Below are 19,741 nucleotides of genomic sequence, written 5' to 3' on the forward strand. Positions count from 1 at the left end.
ATCCTTCGGATATCCACCACGTAGTCATAACTCTCATTTAATAATTCGCTCAACAAAAAATGCTTCTGCTTTACCAACACCATGAGTACTACCTCTCAGTAACGCAAGTGCTTCAACTGCTTCATAGCTACGACTATGAGGAAACTTCCTCATTTCACCATGATAGCACTTGAGAGCCTTTAGTTTTAGCTCCCAACAGTCAGAGATATCAACGATTAACAGAGGAAGAAATTGGCAATTGGCCTTCGATGCCCACTCAGTAGATGATAACACTTCAAACGTATAAATTTCTTTAACTGACGATTGGGCTTGTGGCCGACACGCCGTCATCACTGCTTGGTGAGTAATTCTATGATCAACGTTGAGATCATGCGCATAATGCGTATACACTACTGACGGCTGCACCTTGTCAATCACCTGCTCAAGCTTCTGCACTACCTCTAACAATGGAACTGAATCCATATTGTTATCTGGAAAATCAAACTGGTAGCTGTTAGAAATTGAAAGTGTAGATAGAGCTCTCTGGGAGCTCGTATTGCGAACAACTGCATCTTTTTTATTATTATCCACTCTAGACCCAACACCATCAGTCATAAAGACAACTGATACTCGGTCTCCGTTCGCTACATGTTTAGCAATAGTGCCTCCGCATCCCAATACTTCATCATCTGAATGAGCTGCCACTACAAGTACCTTGCTGTTTCTAATCACTTTTGATTAAATCCCATGAAGTTGCCGTACCAAATTCCACATCAGAGCAAACTTGTTTCCCCACTAGTTCATTAAAATGCTTAGGAGGAAGACCATAACCAGGTCGAACTCTTCTGATATCGCTCTCTGTAATAGTATCACCTGCTTTTAGCGCATTAATGAAGTAGATTGAACGGCGAAATTGTATGCTTGCTTCTTCCACAGGCTTACGTTCATAACCCGCACGACCTATCGCCTTCCATGCATCTTCCGTATCTGAACACAAAGCTTGCAGTTCATTGGGTTCTAGCGAGAACTCTGAATCTGGACCTTTATCTTGACGACTCAACGTAACATGCTTCTCAATTAGACTCGCACCCATCACGATAGATGCAACAGAAACTGCGGTTCCCAAGGTATGATCAGAAAGACCAACAACACAATCAAACTCTTTAGCAATATCAGGTATCGTTGCGAGATTCGCTTGTTCGACTGGAGAAGGGTATCCACTTATACAATGCAATACAACTAACTCTTGACAACCATTCACTCTAGCGGTAGCCACTGCTTCCTCAATTTCTTCGTAACTACCCATCCCTGTAGACATAATTATCGGCTTACCCGTTTGAGCTACACGCTTGATTAGCGTTAAGTCGGTGAGTTCAAAAGACGCGATCTTATAAGCAGGCGCATTAAGTTGTTCAAGTAGATCAACTGCTGTCTCATCAAAAGGAGTCGAAAATACAGTAATTCCAACCTCTTTAGCTTTTTTGAACATCGCCTGGTGCCATTCAAACGGAGTATGTGCCCAATTATACAAATCATAAAGCTTGTAACCATCCCATAGACCACCTGCAACTTGAAAGTCTGGTTTGTCACAATCGATAGTCATCGTATCAGGTGTATACGTTTGTAGTTTTATAGCGTCTGCACCCGCTTTTTTAGCCATCTCAATAATTTCAAAAGCACGTTCAATTGAGCCATTGTGGTTCGCTGATAGCTCTGCGATAACGTAGGGCTTATTGTTTGAGCCAATAGTTCGCCCGTCAATTTTTATTTCTTTCATATTACTTACTCTGTTCATTCTTAATGATACTCACACGGGTATTCAATCGACCGTTAATATCAACTTCAGCTTGACTGAACTCCAAACGAAACTCTCCATACTGCAAAAATGCTGTCGGATATGTTTCTGCATCCAACATTCGAATGTGATCATAAAGAGTTGAGATATTTCCCTCGCTGGGCAATGCGCTCTGTTCTGGTGTTCTTCTTTTGAATGTCATCACCTCACCACCTTGCTCTTGTGGCTCTGGTTCATTAATTGCGATATCTCTCGCCAAATCGAACATTAATGGAGCCATGCGATGGAATATATCTTGTGCGGCCCCACTCAAAGAGAGGGGAACTTTTGTATACACAGGACCTGCATCAAGCTCACGAACCATTTGTAACGCACTAAGCTTAGTTTCTTTGTGCCCCCTGACTATAAGGTTTTGTAACGGACTTCCCCCACGACCATAAGGAACATCAGCCATATGAAAGCACACACACTCCCATCTATCCAAAATTTCGCTCGGAACAATCCAACTCCAATGCGGAAAAAATATATATCGAGGCGCTAGTTTTTCTAGCAACTCTAGCGTCAACTCAGTATGATCCGTAACTAGATGCCAATTACCAGGAAGTGTATCTTTGACATGATGGAACTGGTCGATATTCCAAGGTTTGATAGTGGCTACAATATAATTATTAGGATTCATATTCAGAGATCTCGAGTTTATATTTTTTTCCCCGATAATGAAAAAATGCCGGAAAATTATCATTGTCAGCAGTGCGTAATAAGTCGAACTGCTGTTCTAACGTCTTATCTACAGAAAGTTCACTATCAAGCAGAGTTCGGCGTGCATAAAAGGATTCCTTACCTTGCTGCTTGACTGGCTTGATTCTTTGATACCCCTTAAGAAACTTGACGCACAACTCTAAAGTAGCTTGTCCTTGCTTCGCTCTCCACTCTCGATAAAGTTCTTGTCCAGTCAAAGAAAAACTATCTTTCAGCCAAATATCTCCGCTATCCGCCGCTTCTGAAGCTTCTATCAAGCAGATGGGTATGTCGTGTTTTCCTTCCAAAATTTGCCAAGCTACAGGAGCAAAACCTTTACCTTCTGGAAGTGCACTTTCATGGACAACAAGGTTGAGAGTGCTTTTTTTAAGGTTATTTGAATTTACCAACTGAGTACAACCAATGAAAAAGCTGACATCACTGTTAGTCAGCTGGTGTTGATTACACGCAAAGTTTACTTCTAAACCTATTTCTTCGCATGTTTTCACCAACTGTTTCGCATAAGGAAGCACCCATGAATCATTATCGACCAAAACATTTACTTTATGTAAAAATTTCATTGCTTTAGCGCTCCTATCACGCGCTCAGCACCAAGACCATCACTCACTTTGAAGCAGTTCTCAACCATATTTCTATATGTTTCTATTTCACAAACTTCGTGCAACCGCTTTTTGATCGAGTTAGGAGTATCTGTTAGTTCAAACACAGATACAGCTCCAAACTGGTTGAGCATGGATAGGATCAATCTTTGATTTTCGGCAAAAGCAACCACTATGCTTGGAAGCCCCATTACACATCGCTCCCAAGAAGCGGTTCCCGCTGCACCAAAGCAAATATCATGCGCCAACATCAGTTCTGCCATATTTGACGCCCCCGATAGAAATTCAAAACGAGGGTCAGAGCCGAATTGTCGCTCTATTGAGTTGCGATGTGGAGCTGTTGGCCCTAATACAGCCGTGATCTGACTGATTGATGTTTCGTCCTGGATTGCCTTTAGAACTCTCTCAGTGACATTTAGGTGATCAGTTCCCCCCATCATCACTAGCACACGCTTACTTTTCTCATCCATTCCTAAATGGCGGATTTGTCCCGCGCGCGCACTTTCCTCTGCAAATTCAGGTCTAAGTAGTGCAAACCTAGTACCGAGCAATAACTTGCACCTGTTTGGAACGTGCTGCAGATAATCACTTGCTGGTCGCATAAATGTTTGATCAAGCAAATAGTCACATAGATGATCTCTATCAGCGAGATCATCTATTACTAAAATTTTAGTATTCCCTGACTTTTCATTTAGGTGGGTATGCCACCTTGCATCGATACCATAGTGGTCAACGATAATTAGGTCTACATCGCTTTCAAAGTACTGCTCACTTATCTCTATAGTCTGTTCTGCATCAGTTTGTTGAGTACCACTCAACCATTTTGAATGGGCTAGCCCCTCATCAACATGTTCCTGCAACAATAATAAGAATACCGGAAAACCATCCTTTTTAAGGTTGTTTTCTATGTGACCTTCGTGCTCTTTGCAGACAAAGATTAGATTATGCTTCTGCTCACGAAGAGCCCTAGCCAACGTCAAACAACGCATCACATGGCCAGTTCCGATTTCCATTCCAGAATCTGCTCGAACGACTATATTCACGCAAATTCCCCCTGTGATAGCAACACTTCATACATTGCTTCCGCACGAAGCCAGTCTTCATTATTATCAATATCTTGAACAAAGTGCCTTGGTAAAACTATCGGTGCCGTTGTACCAGAGAACAGAGGTCTATCTCTTAAAAAAGCTTCCGCGGTCCCCCAATATATTTGTCCTGCATCGTGAAGCATTTCGACTAAATCTTGTGAACGAGTCATTCTATGCTTTGGCTCATTAAGCTCTAACATATGGTTAGTATTGACTATAGCGGCTCGCTGAATAGGAAATGGAAACGAAGTCACCGTCACCGCGTACTCAGCATCGCAAGACTTCAGTCTTTCGAGGCCCTCAGCAATAGATTTTATCGTAATGAACGGTGCTGTAGCATATATGCAGCATGCTTCTCCAGTTGAGATATTTAACCTAAGAAGCGCATCTGCAACAACAGCATTGGTTCCCGTAAAGTCATCCGCCAACTCTGGAGCACGAACAAAGGGAACTTCAGCGCCATAGCTTTTTGCTACCTCGGAAATTTCTTGATTGTCTGTAGATACAATTACCTTATCAAAACAACCCGAGCGTAAAGCAACTTCAATCGAATAGGCTATTATGGGCTTACCATGAAACAGCTTTATATTTTTTCGAGGAATTCGCTTACTTCCTCCTCTAGCAGGGATAATAGCTACTCTCATCAGTACTCCTGAAGCACTTCTTTCAAAGCTTGTATAACTTCATCTTGCTGCAACTTACTCATCCCGTGAAACATTGGCAATGATATAGCTTCACGATAATAGCGCTCAGACTCCGGGAAATCCCCATCTGAAAAGCCCATATCCTTATAGTAAGGCTGAGTATGAACGGGTACGTAGTGCACGTTAACACCTATTCCATACTGGCGTAGGCGTTCAAACACTTGCCTATGAGCCGGAGCTATCTCATCCAACCTCAACCGAATTACAAATAGATGCATGCCTGAATATGTTTCAGGCAACTGGTAAGGTAGCACCAACGGTAAATCGACTAACTTTTCATTGTAACGCTCAAAAAGCTGGTGGCGTGCCGAAACAAACTCATCTAGACGCCTCATCTGACTTACACCCAGAGCGGCTTGTAACTCTGTCATACGGTAGTTAAAACCCAAATCAATTTGCTGATAATACCAATCTCCGTGTGGATCACCACACATCAAATCTGGATCACGAGTAACCCCATGACTACGCAAAAGTGCCATTTTGTCCGCAAGACTTTTTTGATTCGTCAGAGCAGCCCCACCTTCTGCTGTTGTAACGATTTTAACTGGATGGAAACTAAATACAGTGATATCTGAGTACTCGCAACTCCCTATTGGAAGATCTCTATACTTACCGCCAATTGCATGGGATGCGTCTTCAATCACCTTAAAGCCATATTTTTTCGATAACTTACCTATCGCAGCCATGTCACACGGCTGCCCACACAAATGAACTGGCACGACTATTTTAGGTAATTTGCCGGCGGCTTTCGCTCTAATGAGCTTCTCTTCAAGACGCTTTGGACACATATTGTACGTATCGGGGTCTATATCCACGAAACCCAGTTTCGCACCACAATACAAACCACAATTTGCTGATGCGACGAAAGTAATAGGGGATGTCCATAGCCAATCACCCTGACCCAATCCCAAAGCGAGACAAGCAATATGCAATGCTGATGTAGCACTATTTGATGCTAGAGCATGTTTAGCACCGGTATGCTCAACAAGCGCCTTTTCGAATGCAGGAACTTGAGGCCCCTGCGTTAAAAAGTCCGAATTCAAAACATCTACAACACTGTCAATGTCTTGCTGATTGATATCTTGCTTACCGTAAGGAATCATAATCGTTCTCACACTGTAAAGTTTGAATCCACGTGTACTTTGATAAGTTCACGTATGTCCTCAATTGTTTCCCACTCAGTGTTAGTACCTGAGTTGTATCTAAAACCGAATGGTACTTTTTCCGCTTTGTGATGAACTAGGTATTCTTGCTCTGTGTAGGTAAATGACACCGAGGGTAAAATAGCATAGTACTTTCCTAGGTCGATCGTGTTTAGGGCATCAGTATCCGTAATCATCTCTTCGTGTATTTTTTCACCTGGACGAATACCCACGACGTCCGTTTCACACCATGGAGCAATAGCCTCGGCAAGATCTAAGACCTTGTACGACGGGAGCTTAGGAACAAAGATTTCACCTCCAAGGTGGTTCTTAAGTGCATATATCACCATGTTCACTCCATCTTGCAGAGAAATATTGAAGCGAGTCATATCTTCGTGAGTAATTGGTAAAACGCCTTCTTGTCTTTTCCCTAGGAAAAAAGGGATCACAGACCCACGAGAACCCATTACGTTACCGTAACGTACAACACTAAAACGGATATCTTTAGACCCTTTTATATTGTTAGCGGCAGTAAACAACTTATCGGAAACCAATTTAGTTGCTCCGTATAAGTTAATTGGAGCACACGCTTTATCAGTTGAAAGGGCCACCACATCTTTTACGCCGCAAGTAAGAGCGGCATTAATCACATTCTCTGCACCAATAACATTTGTCTTAATGCATTCCGAAGGATTATACTCTGATGTGTCTACTTGTTTGATCGCTGCTGCATGAATAATTACGTCTACGCCTTCGCAAGCTTGAATCATTCGAGATTCGTCACGCACATCCCCAATAAAGAAACGGAGCTGTGGAAAGTTTTTTTGAGGATAAACTTGTTTAACCTCAAATTGTTTTAGTTCATCTCTAGAATAGATTACGATTTTGCCCACCCCAGGAAAACGTTCCAATATTGTTTTTATAAACAGCTTTCCAAAAGAACCAGTTCCACCTGTAATTAATACTTTTTTATTATTTAGCATCTTAAAACCTTTAATTGCCACCAATTCATCACATTAACATACATACCACATTTTTAACTGTTCGGCAGCGTCGCTTAATTTTATAAACCGAAGACATTTTGGTATGGTACACGCTTGACCAGAGGTGTAACGATTTCTGGCACAACAGGCAGCACTGATATCTTACACTTTTCACAGGTTTCAATGACCAGTGAATACGACTGCGAAATTTATCTCCGACGTCAGACGCTGTACCATAACGGATTTCTCGTTGAATGACGAAGCCTCGAATGCACTGCTCGGCTTCATTATTCGTTTGAGGTATCGAGATTTGTTTCAAAAAGGCCCATAGACTTTCTCGATGTTTCATGAGCAGTTTACAGCGACCGCGATAACGTTGGACCACGACGTTAGAGCCTTTTTCTAACCAGTAGTCTAAAGCTGTTTGTAACCGTTTTATCCACCTTTAATAAAATATATGGCCGAGTTCATTTTTCTCGTATCGATGTCGTGTACTAAGAATGGCATCAGTGATTAAACAAAGATGCCTGCCCAAATAAAAGGTGTGACCGCCACCGCTATAATTAGTCATTTGATAAAGATTACGTTTGATATGCGCCCAACTAAATTGACAAGGCTCTGGCACCAGCCAGTTGTTACCTGAAGATTGCTCTGAGACCACAGTACCAGCATAGCCTTCATTGATTACCTTCTTCGCTGATGATGTCAATCGAAAGAAAATAATGTGTTCATACACTAAATCCGACCCAGACACGAACCAACACCAACGCAGGCTGCTTGCATCATTACGACGATGAGAAGTTTCATCCAAATGAATCAATGGTGCTTTTTGTAACGCGACCTTTATTGTTTGATGCAAAGGCGTCAGCATCGAGGAGATTTTTGCTTGAGCTTCGCTGATGGCCCCAATAGAAAAAGTAGTACCTAGTTGTTCCTTCAAAAGCGCGCGAATTTTACGGACACTCAGATGATATAGGCCAGCAAGAACAGCGATATAGCTGAGTAGGCTCGGTCCGATAATACCCAAAGACACCTTTACGTGCGTGGTCGTTTTTACCTTTTTCTGGCAATGCTGACATTGTCCTGCAAATACGCGACATTCGGTAATATCCACCGTGGGTTTAGGAATATCATGGACTTGATGACGATAACAAGATGTCTGGCTGACCTCAATATCAACGCCACCGCAATCAGGACACGCCTCATCAGGAAAACAATCCAACACGGTATCGGTATCTTGTAGTGAGGCTACTTTTTGTTGATGCTCTGTGTGACCTTCTTGATCTCCTCTCGGGTTACTGTCACCAGAGCTTTCGTCTTTTTTCGTTCATGTTTGTCTTTGGGAGTATCAGAAGAAGGAGGTTTGGACGAGTTTTTAGGACAGGTCGACTGCTTGCCTTCATAATGGCAAAAATGCTCCCAAAGCTCATCAATGAGCGTTTTAGCCTCGTTTGAATCTGAAACGTTAGGTGACGCGGGTTGGAATTTAGGTTTTTTATTTCTAATCATGATAACAGCATAAAGCACCAGAATGATCACTCAACGGGGAGAGATGGATCAAGCGCTGCCCGTCACACTTTTTGTGTCAATAGGGTCTCAGTGAACGGTTACGGCCTTTTTATTAAGATTCCTCTAATTCTGGATAAACGGTCGAACGATGGCAATCGATTGTTTTAGCGACATTAGAAACAGAAATTTCCTGTTTCTAAAAGGTAGACATATGGTACCTTCCTCCCTCCGTAAACTGCTGATATTTCATGGTAGCACTGCTTGCTCCTTTGCCGAAAGGAGCGTACCACTTTCGGCAGTTGGCTTCCTTTTCTACGCCTTTCCATGAATGTCGCAGTTATTATCTGAAATCAGGAACAAACACTATAACTCCGTAAAGATGGCTTGTTTCGCTTCCCACATGAGTGACCTATAACTCGTTTAAATCCTGGTTTATAGCACGACAATATTAGCATTAGATTCAACAAATTAGAATTACAACTCCAACTCTTGTGGAAGACACATTTCTTATATACTGCGCGAATGCATAACAGTATGTAACTATCAGTGGTATCATTCCGACAAATGACTCTATATAGACGTTTGATAATGAGCATAATAACAGATAAATTCAGTAGCATAAGCTGATAGTAAACTTCATCATTTCGACTAAAGAAACAAATTAATAAAGGAGAAAAAACAAAGATAACACTTAAAAACACAGCGCCAAATAAGCCGTGAATAGCCGCCCAATACATATACATATACATATACATATACATATACATATACATATACATATACATTCTCTAACTTTGTGTCAATCCTATCCCCAATAGCTATTAACTTCCCAAACCCACCACCCCAAATTGGTAAATTTTCAAAGATATATTTAAATTGGGCTAACTTGACCTCTATTGACACTAGTTTTTCATTCATGACATAGTGGAAAGGCCTAGTATTACCCCCAGGGCGGGATCACACTTTGTTAATAAATCTGATCTAATAGGCAAAACCCATTGATAGAACGCTAATTTGAGCTTACTCGATCACCTCTCTGTTATAGACACTCGGCCTCACACCAACCAAAAACATGACCTTATTGATGTTATGTTCCTTATAGTCAGTGCCGTTGCCTCAGGCTGTACAGATTGACTATCAGGGGTAAATATACTCGCTGCGTTTTCGAGCAACTCCTCTTCCCAAGTGGAAATCTGATTGGCGTGAAGGCTATATTTCTGAGCGAGCTCAGAGACCGTCTTATCACCTTTGCCGCCGCAAGAGCCACCTTAGCTTTGAATTCGTGTGAGTGGTTTCTACGTTTTCTAGTCATAATCAGCTCCAGTATTCTGGTCATTAATACTATAGATTAGCCACTTAGTGCCGTGTCTTAAAATTAGGGGCCACTTCTGTCCTATTCAGAATCAGATTGAGAATGTATACTTTAGGGGATTCCTACCGAGAAAAGCGATACTTAAAACATGATCATAGTAACCGGCGGCGCTGGCATGATTGGCAGCAACATTGTCAAAGCACTTAACGCAAAAGGCATAAACGACATCCTTGTCGTAGACAACTTAAAGAACGGCAAGAAGTTTCAGAATCTCGTTGACCTTGATATTGCCGACTATATGGATCGTGATGACTTCTTAACACAGATTATGGCGGGTGACGACTTCGGGCCTATCGAAGCTATTTTCCACGAAGGCGCCTGTTCTTCGACCACCGAATGGGATGGCAAATATATGATGCTCAATAACTATGAGTATTCAAAAGAGTTGCTCCATTACTGCCTAGAACGTGAAGTACCATTTTTATACGCATCATCTGCCGCAACCTATGGTGAAACAGACAAGTTCATAGAAGAAAAAGCCTATGAAGGTGCGCTGAATGTTTATGGCTATTCAAAACAGCAGTTCGACAACTATGTACGCCGAGTATGGGAAGATGCCAAGCAGCACGGCGAAACCTTATCTCAAGTCACAGGCTTTCGTTACTTCAATGTCTACGGCCCTCGTGAAGAGCATAAAGGTTCAATGGCTTCGGTCGCTTTCCATCTAAACAATCAAATGAATGCAGGCGAAAGCCCTAAGCTGTTTTCGGGCAGTGAAAATTTCAAACGCGATTTTGTTTATGTGGGTGATGTCGCCGACGTGAACTTATGGTTTATGGAAAATGGTGTATCAGGCATTTTTAACTTAGGCTCAGGCAAAGCTGAATCTTTTGATGAAGTCGCTAAAGCTGTCATTAAACACCATGGTAAAGGCAGTGTTGAAACTATCCCATTCCCTGAACATTTGAAAGGTGCTTACCAAGAGTTTACCGAGGCTGATCTAACAAAACTAAGAGCTGCTGGCTGTAATCATACTTTCAAATCGGTAGCCGATGGTGTAGCCGAATACATGCAGATCATCAATAGCTAACTAAGCTTCTTATATAGAGTAAACCAATGAACATTCTTATGGCCTTGTCCCAGTTGGAAGTTACTGGGGCGGAAGTCTACGCCACTACGATTGGTGACAAGTTAGTGAAACGTGGACATCAGGTCCACTATGTATCAGATACCTTAACTAAACCGCACCTTGGCCCGTTTCATGCCCTCAGGTTTAACAAGCGCAGTATCCCACGCCGGTTTTGGCATGTCGCCTACTTGGTTTACTTGATCAAAAAACACAAAATCCAGTTAGTGCATGCCCATTCACGGGCCTCTAGCTGGAGCTGTCACATTGCATGTAAATTGACTGGTACTCCCATGGTCACTACCGTACATGGACGTCAACCTGTACATGCTTCAAGAAAGAAATTTCACGCGATGGGCGACAAAGCGCTCCCGGTATGTGAAGCCATTCGCGACCAGCTTATAAATGAGTTAGAAGTTCCAGCAAGTTCACTAATAGTCAGTCGAAACGGAATTGAAACTGATCGATACAAGTGGCAATCAGCACCGAACAACGACAAACCAATCGTCAGCATTATCGGCCGCCTTACTGGGCCTAAAGGTGATTTGTGCTACCGACTTCTTAATGAGTGCCTAGACCATCACAAGCATCAGATTCAAATTGTCTCAGGGTCTCGCGTAGAAGAACGATTTGATAAGTTTCGAGAAACCGTAAACTTTGTAGGCTATAGCAAAGATGTTGTTAGTATCTTAGCTAAATCTGACCTAGTTATTGGTGCAGGCCGCGTTGCTATGGAGTCTTTACTTTGTGGCCGTCCAACACTTGCCATTGGCGAAGCCAAAGCAATTGGGATTATCAACGAAGACAACATTGCACAGGCCATGGAAACGAATTTCGGTGACATTGGCCCCAAAGACCTCGATATTGACTTTTCCTCCATTGCTACTGAAGTTGAAAAGGGCTTAGAACAAACAAGCTGCTCTGAAAGCGTAACTGAACTCATTAGGCAAAACTATGCGTTGTCTACAATCACTGATCAACTCGAAGATGCCTACCAAACTGTTTACGTAGAAAAACTACGCCGCGAAGTGCCTGTAATAATGTATCACCGCTTTATTGATAGCGACGAGCAAAAAGGTATCCACGGTACTTACTTGCACGTCAACATGCTTGAGAAGCACTTTAAGCTGCTCAAACGTATGGGGTTTGAAACATTAACTTTTGAAGATCTAAACGATAAAGGACTCATCCATCGACTAGAAGTTGGTAAGCGATACATTATAATTACTGTTGATGATGGCTATAAAGACAATTACGACTTGTTGCTCCCTTTACTGGAGAAGTACCAGTTTAAAGCCGTTATCTACGCTGTTACAGGTGAGACATACAACCGCTGGGATGTAGATAACCCTGAAGCCCCAGAAAATCCTGTAGACCTTATGTCTCATGAGCAGCTCAAAGCCATATCTGAGTCAGGTCTAATCGAAATAGGTGGGCACACACTTACTCACCCTAAACTAAATACATTAACCCGAGAGCAACAGGCTGAAGAAATTTTTGGCAATAAAAAGCTCCTTGAAAATTTGATTGGTAAACGCCTTACATCATTTGCTTACCCGTTTGGCATTATGAATCAAGATTCAAAAGATTTAGCGAGGGAAGCGGGTTACCCGTTCGCGGTTGCCACTGACAGCGGCCCACTAACTCTGCATAGTGATTTATTACAAATTCGTCGTATTGCTATTTTCCCAAAGACCGACACTTTAGGTTTGTGGAGAAAAGTACGTGGGAATTATACGTTCCGAAAATTGCTTAAGTAACAATTATTTTTTGAAGGGAACTTAGACTTGCATAACAAATTAGAACAGTTTGCTACCCGGCACTTTTATTTGTCTTTATTTTTAGTCCCAGCACTGCTGCTTATCACACCTAACTTCAGTGTAGGGGTAATAATTTTATTCATATTAACATCTTGCGTCTTTATCTATAACGGGACTGGTTTAAGTATAAATAAATTTGATAAGATATGTCTATATATACTTTCTGTGTATTTACTAATAAACATACCTAATGTGATTATTGACTCGGGGAATTTTAGATACTTGCAAGGTGGCGCTAGATTATTTCTATGCATCCCAGTATATTTATCAATCACGCTACTATTGAATCGAAGTATGATAAGAACCGTTGAGAATATGTTATCATCGGGAGTTATAATTGGCTCTCTGAGCACCTTACTCTTTGCCATATATCAGTACTTCATTTTGGGAGAGGAGCGTGTTGAAGGGTTTTTATACAGCATCAACTTTGGCTATCTAGCTTGTTCACTAGCATTACTTTCCTTTTGCATGATGAAAGGTGGAAAGTATAGCGGCATTCTATTTATCTCTTTTTTGGCTTCTTCTGTAGCTACCGTCTTAACCTTAACCAGAGGAGCTATATTTGCCATTCCTCTACTACTCATCCTAGCTATTATCACTCGCTATAAAGACTTCTCAATAAAAAAAATATTATTAGGCATAGCAATGCTAGTTTTTGCCACTATCCTTAGCTACGAGGCCTCTACAGATATACGTGATCGTATAAATTATACGACACAAGAAATAACTAACGTCGCAAACGGAAATATCGCTGAAGCACAATCCACTGGTGGGCGACTGGAACTCTGGAAAGCTGCCAGCTATTCTTTCATTAAAAGCCCTATAATCGGTATGACTTATAGCGAAAGAACTAAGCTAAATAAGAAACTTGCCAAACAAGGTAAAATCATCAAATGGGTGACAACAGTAAAACGCGGACATGCCCATAACCAATACTTTGAGATGCTAGCAAGCAATGGTATTTTAGGCATCGTAGGCTTTGTATCTATCCTATTTTTACCTATCTACCTTTTCCTCTCTCACTATTTTAGATACGGTAGCCTAATTGGTTACACTGGCGGCGTATTTGTAGCTGGATTTGCTATCTATGGATTAACTGAAGTACCGCTAACAGCGAACTTGATAGGCGCATACTATGGCTTCATACTCGCCACTTTTTTAGCTATTATCCGAGTGGAGAAATATGGAAACTCGCTTGGAATTAAAACGGTAAACGACCAGTGAAAATTCTGATTATAGGCCCTTCTTGGGTCGGTGATATGGTGATGTCACAAAGTTTATACTCTACACTAAAGCACCATTACCCAACCTCAAAGATAGACGTACTAGCCCCAAGTTGGTGTAAGCCTATTCTCGAGCGTATGCCTGAAGTAGACAAGGCAATCGAAATGCCTATTGGCCATGGTAGCTTCAACCTTTCAGATCGTTGGAAAATAGGGCGTAATCTAGCAAAGTCGGATTATACCCACGCATATATCCTACCAAACTCTGCAAAGTCAGCATTGATACCATTATTTGCTGGCATCAAAAATCGTGCTGGTTGGAAGGGTGAGTTTCGCTACGGCTTATTGAATGATCTTCGAAAAGACAAAAAAATCTTTCAATATATGGTCGAACGTTATGTTGCTCTTGCATACGAACAGACCGATATGATCACTAAGGTGACACTAGGAAACTGTCCAATACCAAAGCTTAATACCAGTGAATCTAATATAGAATCGGTGGTGGCTAAGCTTGGAATTAACAATAAACTACCAACCATTGGTATTTGTCCCGGGGCTGAATTCGGCCCGGCTAAACGTTGGCCTGAAAAACATTATGCAAAAGTCGTTTCTTACGCCATCGAAAATGGCTTCCAAGTCTGGTTATTTGGTTCCAATAAAGATATTGATGTCTGTAACAATATCCTCTCAGGATTATCCGACACACAGCGAAACCTATGTTACAACCTTGCCGGACGCACTAGCTTAGTTGACGCTGTTGATCTGTTGTCTTGTTGCCATACAGTTATCAGCAACGATTCTGGATTAATGCATGTGGCTTCTGCTGTAGGGTGCAATATTATAGCGATATACGGATCTAGTTCACCAAATTATACACCACCATTATCCCATAAGGTTGCAATCGTGGATAATGATGTTGAGTGTCGCCCGTGCTTTCAAAAAGTATGCCCACTTGGACATTTCGATTGCTTAGAGAAGCTCGAAGCAAAGAAGGTTATCGCAGCGCTAAAAGGATTTATCGCAAACAATGAGATATCTATGGTATGAACGGGGAGCGTTTGCTTCTAAGGCAGCAAAAAAATACTTAGAGCAGGAGTTCAACCCAAGCAAGGTCACCAAAATTGCGGTTATCCGCCACGCAGCTCTTGGTGACCAAGTAATCACTCGGCCTTTTCTAGTTGAAGCACGACGCTTCTTTCCCAACGCTTGCATTACTTTAGTAGGAGTAAGTAATTACCAATACGCCTCCCCGGAAGATCTCGCTGACAAGACGATTTACCTTACTGGACGTCATCGTAAGCACGCACAAACACTTTCAGATCGAATCAAAGAGTTCCGTCAACTAGAAGACCAAGACATTATTTTTGATGTTGCGGGTACAAATCGATCATATTGGTTTACGTTATTGAACCGCGCAAAACTCAAATTTGGCTTTCCCTACAAGCCATATTTATGCAGGACGCTCTACAATATTGCCGTGTTTCGTTCAGACTTCCAAGCAGAGTTAGAAAGCATGCTCGATATGCTAAAAATGCTGGGCCATAACCCTCAACGACCACTAGATTTTGATTTCCCAGACCATTCCAAAGTTGGAGGCAAAGACTCAAAGAAAATTGTCTACTTCAACGGTGCTTCCAACAGATCAAAGATACTACATCCAGAACAATTAAAAGAACTGATTTCAACAGCTTGTGAAGAGCTGCCTGCCTATCAACACGTGTTTCAAGAAGGTCAGAATAACTACGAAAAGGGCGACAGCTTAATCGAATTATCAAGCACTACGAACTTCTCCATTCAACCAGTCATGCCTCTAGAAAACTTGGTACAGTACATCGCCCGAGCTAGGCTTGTCGTTGCTCCAGATACTGGGGTAAGAAATGTCGCCATTTCTACCCGTACTCCGACAGTTGGAGTGTTTTATTCAACTGTACCATTTAGGTACACACCACTGGAAGGTAATCACCGAATAGTAATGAACTCTAATGGAAACGTTCCCAACAATGATCAGATACTTCATGAGATAATACAATCTCTGAAGGCACCTTTATAAGATAGTTCGTATCTGCGCTGTAAGTACTTTACTGACGACCTTCAATGTAGGGGCGGGAAGGAAAGCTCCTTCTGAACCGATTAGCTCAATAACAGATACTTTTATTAGCCCACACTCCGATTACAGGCTAAAACCATCATCAACAACTAAATTCTGACCCGTCATATATCTGGATTGATCTGATAAGAGGAACAGTATCGAGCCTAGTACATCTTCCACATCCAACATGCCACAGCCATGTGTCTGAGCTCTATATGATTCGAGGAACTCTTCTGGTTGCCGATCCAAAATCCCTCCAGGGCTTACACAATTAACTCGAAATCGGCTATCTCCCACATATGCTGCAGCGTATTTGCTGAGATGTTGTATAGCTGCTTTTATAGCTGCATATTCAACTGGCATGGTCATTGATGTGTTATCATAAACATTAAACTTTGGTGCTACCACCCCATAAATAGATGAAATATTAACCAGAGAAAGTGGTGCTATATGCTGATTAAAATATTTAGCACATTGTTGAGTAAATAAAAATGCACTTCCTAAATGAAGAGATAAATTTTCGTTGAAACTCGCTAGAGATACGTCAAAAAAATGCTTTCCATAAGTTTTGTTGCGAGGATACGTAGCATTGACCACTCCATCCACTTTATCCACTTTATCCAGACGAGTAAAAAAGCTTTTAAGGTCACTTTCACAAGTTACGTCTAAGGCTTCCAACGTAAGCTGCGTCTGTGTGGCGTCAATACCCAACTCAAGCAGGCGCTTTTCCATCGATTCTAGGTCAATGTCGGCAGCAATAACTTTTGCACCTTGCTTTAGTGCTTCAGGTATAATTTTCGATCCTAGTAAACCACCAGCACCGGCGACTAAGATTGTCTTATTCTCTAACAATTTTTCCATCATCACTCACTCTTTAAAATTGCCTCAGCCAGCATAAAGTCATAAATATCATCGATATCGACTGCACGTTCCTTAGGAACTTCAATACTTGTTACTTTTCCTGCGAATAAGCCATACTCTCGTAGAACAAACGTTGGAGTTGTAGCATAAACCACCGTCGTAATATCAAATACTTCTGGGGCATCCTGACGGCGAATCACTTCTCCGTTAGGGGTGTTCACAAGCTCTACAAAACCACCCACATTCTTTTTAACCATATTGAAGTATGGGCTTCTACTAGCAGGTGTCGTTGAAATACAAATATCGGCTCCAACACACTCTCTCTGAGAAATCGCGTTCTCAACATCTTCCACACTACGAAGAGGACTAGTCGTAGGCAAGCTGACAAAACCATCAAATGGACCATAATTCTCGGTAGCCCATTCAATCGCATGGCGCCATGACAACCACTCTGGGCTAGTATCAGAAGCAAGTTCATCAGGTCTGGGAATCATAATTGCGCCACTAGCTGAAGCAACATTGGCGATAACGTCATCATCAGTAGAGACAAAGACTCGTTCGATACTTGGGCACAGTTTGGCAGTTTCAATTGAATATTGCAGCAACGGCTTTCCGGCTAAAGGCTTGATATTTTTCCCCGGCAGGCCTTTAGAGCCTCCTCGAGCAAAAATGAACGCATAGTTTTTCATTGATATGACTCTATTTAGTGGCTCTTTTTACATCATAAGATTTGATGACTTCAATTAGCTCAACCGTTTGGCTTGCTTGCTCCAAATCAATGCAATTATGAGGTTTGCCATTTATTTTGTTTACAAAATCTCTTATTAAGTTCAGGTACATTTGGTTCTTGTCCCAGCTTGAATCACTATAAAGGACATATTCTCCATCCGGACGAATCAGCTTTAACTCATTTTGGATAAGATCCCACTCTAGGACGCCATTACTGCCAACAAAGCGGCATTTTCTATGAGCTTTTCGTTGTAAAAAATCTAAGTGGATATTAACAACCACATTGTTTTCACTCAGCATCAGAAGGTCGGCACAGTCTTCAACGTCCAATACCAACTCATCACTTGTTCGTAAAATGGCGTGACTCAACTTCAGTCGACCAAGTAACCATTGAGCGTAATCAAGCTCGTGGCTCAATTCTAGTAGTGCTCCACCTCCAAGGTGAGCTTGTGCTGAAACACTATCCCGATAATCTTTGCTTTGCCTCCAGTCTGGTAGATATTGACCGATCTCTATATAAGCATTGTAAATAAGCCCAATTTTCGCCTTCTCAATAGCTTCTTTGATGATTAACGCTGAAGAAAGATAGCGAAGGCAGTAACCTACACATACAGGCGTGGCATATTTATTTGAAGCCTCTAGCAGTATACGACTATCCGAAAGTGTCATCGATAAAGGCTTTTCAATCAGTGTCGGAATCCCTGCTTCGATAAGAGGAAGAGCATGCTTTGCATGAAATGGGGCTGGGGAGGCAACGATAACAAATTCAGCTTGAGAAGCGATGATATCCTGAATCGAGCTTGCGACTTCATCACTGTCAAAAACCTTCTCTTCAGGAATTCGGCCGCTAGCAGACATCGCAAGTAGCTTACTCTGTGGAAAGAGCAATTTTAGGTTTCTTCGGTGGCGCGTAGCGATATTCCCAAGACCAATAACAGCAACAGTTTTCACTTATCATTCCATCCCTAGCGTACGAATATCGGCTTGCGCTCGGTTAAAGTCATCCATACGTCCAATATCCAGCCAATATTCATGAATTGGAAACATCAATACGTTGTTGCGTTCATTCATATGCTGTTCCAGCAACGTCGGCATATCTATTCGGTGGTTTTCAGGCACAGACTTAATTACTCGAGGAGAGACAACATAAATACCAGCATTAACAAAGAAACGTTGTATTGGTTTTTCAACCATACTCGTTACATTGTTACCTTCTCCATTAATCACGCCATAAGGGATTTGATACTCATATTCTCGAACACACATCGTCGCATCCGAATTGTTCTCGACATGAAACTCGAGCAAGCGTTGGAAGTCTACTTTAGTCAGAACATCCCCATTAATCATAATGAGCGGCAGATCTTTAGGGAGATCATTTGGTAACAGCCCTAGAGCACCGCCAGTGCCCAAAGGTTTATCTTCTTGAACATAAGTAATTTTGATACCTAAATCACTACCATCGCCAAAGTGATCTTGAATTTGCTCAGGCATATAATGAGTGGATATGTAAAAGTTAATAAAACCTGCTTTGATAAAGCTTCTTATCACAATTTCCAGAATAGGTTTATCACCAATCTTTAACATCGGCTTGGGACAAGTATCAGTAAGAGGTTTCAGTCTAGTTCCAAAACCTCCTGCCATAATAAATACTGGGTTCTGATATCGATCTTTACTCAATGCGCTATGGAGCGTCTGGAGGCTGATAACTTTACCGTCTTCATCAAGTATAGGAACAGATAATATTTGCTTCTGCTCCATCAGTTCTACAAGTTGTTCTTTTGAAGCGCTTTGCACCGCAGTAATCGGACTAGCGTTCATAACTTTAGCAACTGAGTCTGATAGCACTAAATCATTTAGTAGAGCGCGACGAATATCACCATCTGTGACCACTCCCAGTAATTTTTTTTCTTGATCAACTACGACAGCAACACGTAACGCTTCGCTGTTGATAATTTCTAACGCCTGCTTAATCGTACTTGACTCGGAAATTAGCGCTTTTTGCCAACAATGACTCATGCTATAC

General features: G+C 41.8%; 17 protein-coding genes and 2 pseudogenes. 5 read left to right on the forward strand and 14 right to left on the reverse strand.

What is annotated here, in order from left to right:
- Nucleotides 1-33: 33 nt before the first annotated feature.
- The 10 genes and pseudogenes from L4C34_RS07025 to L4C34_RS07070 all read right to left on the reverse strand — a co-directional run.
- Nucleotides 34-684: a PIG-L deacetylase family protein gene (locus tag L4C34_RS07025; RefSeq protein ID WP_428788624.1), complete on the reverse strand. Its 651-nt coding sequence runs from the start codon at nucleotides 682-684 to the stop codon at nucleotides 34-36.
- 19 nt (nucleotides 685-703) lie between these two features.
- The gene (gene pseI / locus L4C34_RS07030; RefSeq protein WP_428788625.1) at nucleotides 704-1,756 is read right to left on the reverse strand and encodes a pseudaminic acid synthase; all 1,053 of its coding nucleotides are present in this window, start codon (nucleotides 1,754-1,756) and stop codon (nucleotides 704-706) included.
- 1 nt (nucleotide 1,757) lies between these two features.
- Nucleotides 1,758-2,453, reverse strand: a complete 696-nt coding sequence (locus tag L4C34_RS07035) for a formyl transferase (RefSeq protein WP_428788626.1) — start codon at nucleotides 2,451-2,453, stop codon at nucleotides 1,758-1,760.
- Nucleotides 2,443-3,093, reverse strand: coding sequence for a formyl transferase (locus L4C34_RS07040; protein WP_428788627.1), 651 nt, complete (start codon nucleotides 3,091-3,093; stop codon nucleotides 2,443-2,445). Before L4C34_RS07040 ends, L4C34_RS07035 begins: the two co-directional genes overlap by 11 nt.
- Nucleotides 3,090-4,175: a UDP-2,4-diacetamido-2,4,6-trideoxy-beta-L-altropyranose hydrolase gene (pseG, locus tag L4C34_RS07045; RefSeq protein WP_428788628.1), complete on the reverse strand. Its 1,086-nt coding sequence runs from the start codon at nucleotides 4,173-4,175 to the stop codon at nucleotides 3,090-3,092. Before pseG ends, L4C34_RS07040 begins: the two co-directional genes overlap by 4 nt.
- On the reverse strand, nucleotides 4,172-4,864 hold the full coding sequence (gene pseF / locus L4C34_RS07050) for a pseudaminic acid cytidylyltransferase (RefSeq protein WP_428788629.1): 693 nt from the start codon (nucleotides 4,862-4,864) through the stop codon (nucleotides 4,172-4,174). The genes pseG and pseF overlap by 4 nt, the downstream gene beginning before the upstream one ends.
- Entirely contained in the window at nucleotides 4,864-6,027 is a 1,164-nt protein-coding gene (gene pseC / locus L4C34_RS07055) for a UDP-4-amino-4,6-dideoxy-N-acetyl-beta-L-altrosamine transaminase (RefSeq protein WP_428788630.1), read from the reverse strand. Before pseC ends, pseF begins: the two co-directional genes overlap by 1 nt.
- 8 nt (nucleotides 6,028-6,035) lie before the next feature.
- Entirely contained in the window at nucleotides 6,036-7,049 is a 1,014-nt protein-coding gene (gene pseB / locus L4C34_RS07060) for a UDP-N-acetylglucosamine 4,6-dehydratase (inverting) (protein WP_428788631.1), read from the reverse strand.
- An 80-nt stretch (nucleotides 7,050-7,129) separates the two neighbouring features.
- Nucleotides 7,130-8,555, reverse strand: a pseudogene (gene tnpC / locus L4C34_RS07065) (IS66 family transposase).
- A 1,130-nt stretch (nucleotides 8,556-9,685) separates the two neighbouring features.
- Nucleotides 9,686-9,870 (reverse strand): annotated as a pseudogene (locus L4C34_RS07070) (transposase); the annotation flags it as partial.
- Between the two features lie 148 nt (nucleotides 9,871-10,018).
- Between L4C34_RS07070 and rfaD the strand changes: the two are divergent.
- The 5 genes from rfaD (at nucleotide 10,019) to L4C34_RS07095 (ending at nucleotide 16,089) form a co-directional block, all read left to right on the forward strand.
- Complete coding sequence (gene rfaD / locus L4C34_RS07075) at nucleotides 10,019-10,960, forward strand: ADP-glyceromanno-heptose 6-epimerase (RefSeq protein WP_428788632.1); 942 nt, start codon at nucleotides 10,019-10,021, stop codon at nucleotides 10,958-10,960.
- Between the two features lie 26 nt (nucleotides 10,961-10,986).
- Nucleotides 10,987-12,756 (forward strand): bifunctional glycosyltransferase family 4 protein/polysaccharide deacetylase, encoded by a 1,770-nt coding sequence (locus L4C34_RS07080; RefSeq protein WP_428788633.1) that lies wholly within the window; start codon nucleotides 10,987-10,989, stop codon nucleotides 12,754-12,756.
- 354 nt (nucleotides 12,757-13,110) lie between these two features.
- A complete protein-coding gene (locus L4C34_RS07085) occupies nucleotides 13,111-14,040 on the forward strand; it encodes an O-antigen ligase family protein (RefSeq protein ID WP_428788634.1) in 930 nt (309 codons plus the stop codon).
- Nucleotides 14,037-15,086 (forward strand): lipopolysaccharide heptosyltransferase II, encoded by a 1,050-nt coding sequence (waaF, locus tag L4C34_RS07090; protein ID WP_428788635.1) that lies wholly within the window; start codon nucleotides 14,037-14,039, stop codon nucleotides 15,084-15,086. Before L4C34_RS07085 ends, waaF begins: the two co-directional genes overlap by 4 nt.
- Complete coding sequence (locus tag L4C34_RS07095; protein ID WP_428788636.1) at nucleotides 15,067-16,089, forward strand: glycosyltransferase family 9 protein; 1,023 nt, start codon at nucleotides 15,067-15,069, stop codon at nucleotides 16,087-16,089. Before waaF ends, L4C34_RS07095 begins: the two co-directional genes overlap by 20 nt.
- A gap of 120 nt (nucleotides 16,090-16,209) precedes the next feature.
- Here the strand turns inward: L4C34_RS07095 and L4C34_RS07100 are convergent, their stop codons facing one another.
- From L4C34_RS07100 to L4C34_RS07115, 4 genes are read right to left on the reverse strand one after another with little or no spacing between them, the layout of a single operon-like run.
- On the reverse strand, nucleotides 16,210-16,989 hold the full coding sequence (locus tag L4C34_RS07100; RefSeq protein WP_428788720.1) for an oxidoreductase: 780 nt from the start codon (nucleotides 16,987-16,989) through the stop codon (nucleotides 16,210-16,212).
- Between the two features lie 2 nt (nucleotides 16,990-16,991).
- On the reverse strand, nucleotides 16,992-17,678 hold the full coding sequence (locus L4C34_RS07105) for an acylneuraminate cytidylyltransferase family protein (RefSeq protein WP_428788637.1): 687 nt from the start codon (nucleotides 17,676-17,678) through the stop codon (nucleotides 16,992-16,994).
- Between the two features lie 10 nt (nucleotides 17,679-17,688).
- Complete coding sequence (locus L4C34_RS07110) at nucleotides 17,689-18,669, reverse strand: Gfo/Idh/MocA family protein (protein ID WP_428788638.1); 981 nt, start codon at nucleotides 18,667-18,669, stop codon at nucleotides 17,689-17,691.
- A gap of 3 nt (nucleotides 18,670-18,672) precedes the next feature.
- Entirely contained in the window at nucleotides 18,673-19,734 is a 1,062-nt protein-coding gene (locus tag L4C34_RS07115; protein ID WP_428788639.1) for a nucleotidyltransferase family protein, read from the reverse strand.
- Nucleotides 19,735-19,741 lie beyond the last annotated feature (7 nt).

Source organism: Vibrio profundum, from assembly GCF_050337555.1.
GTDB lineage: Bacteria > Pseudomonadota > Gammaproteobacteria > Enterobacterales > Vibrionaceae > Vibrio > Vibrio profundum.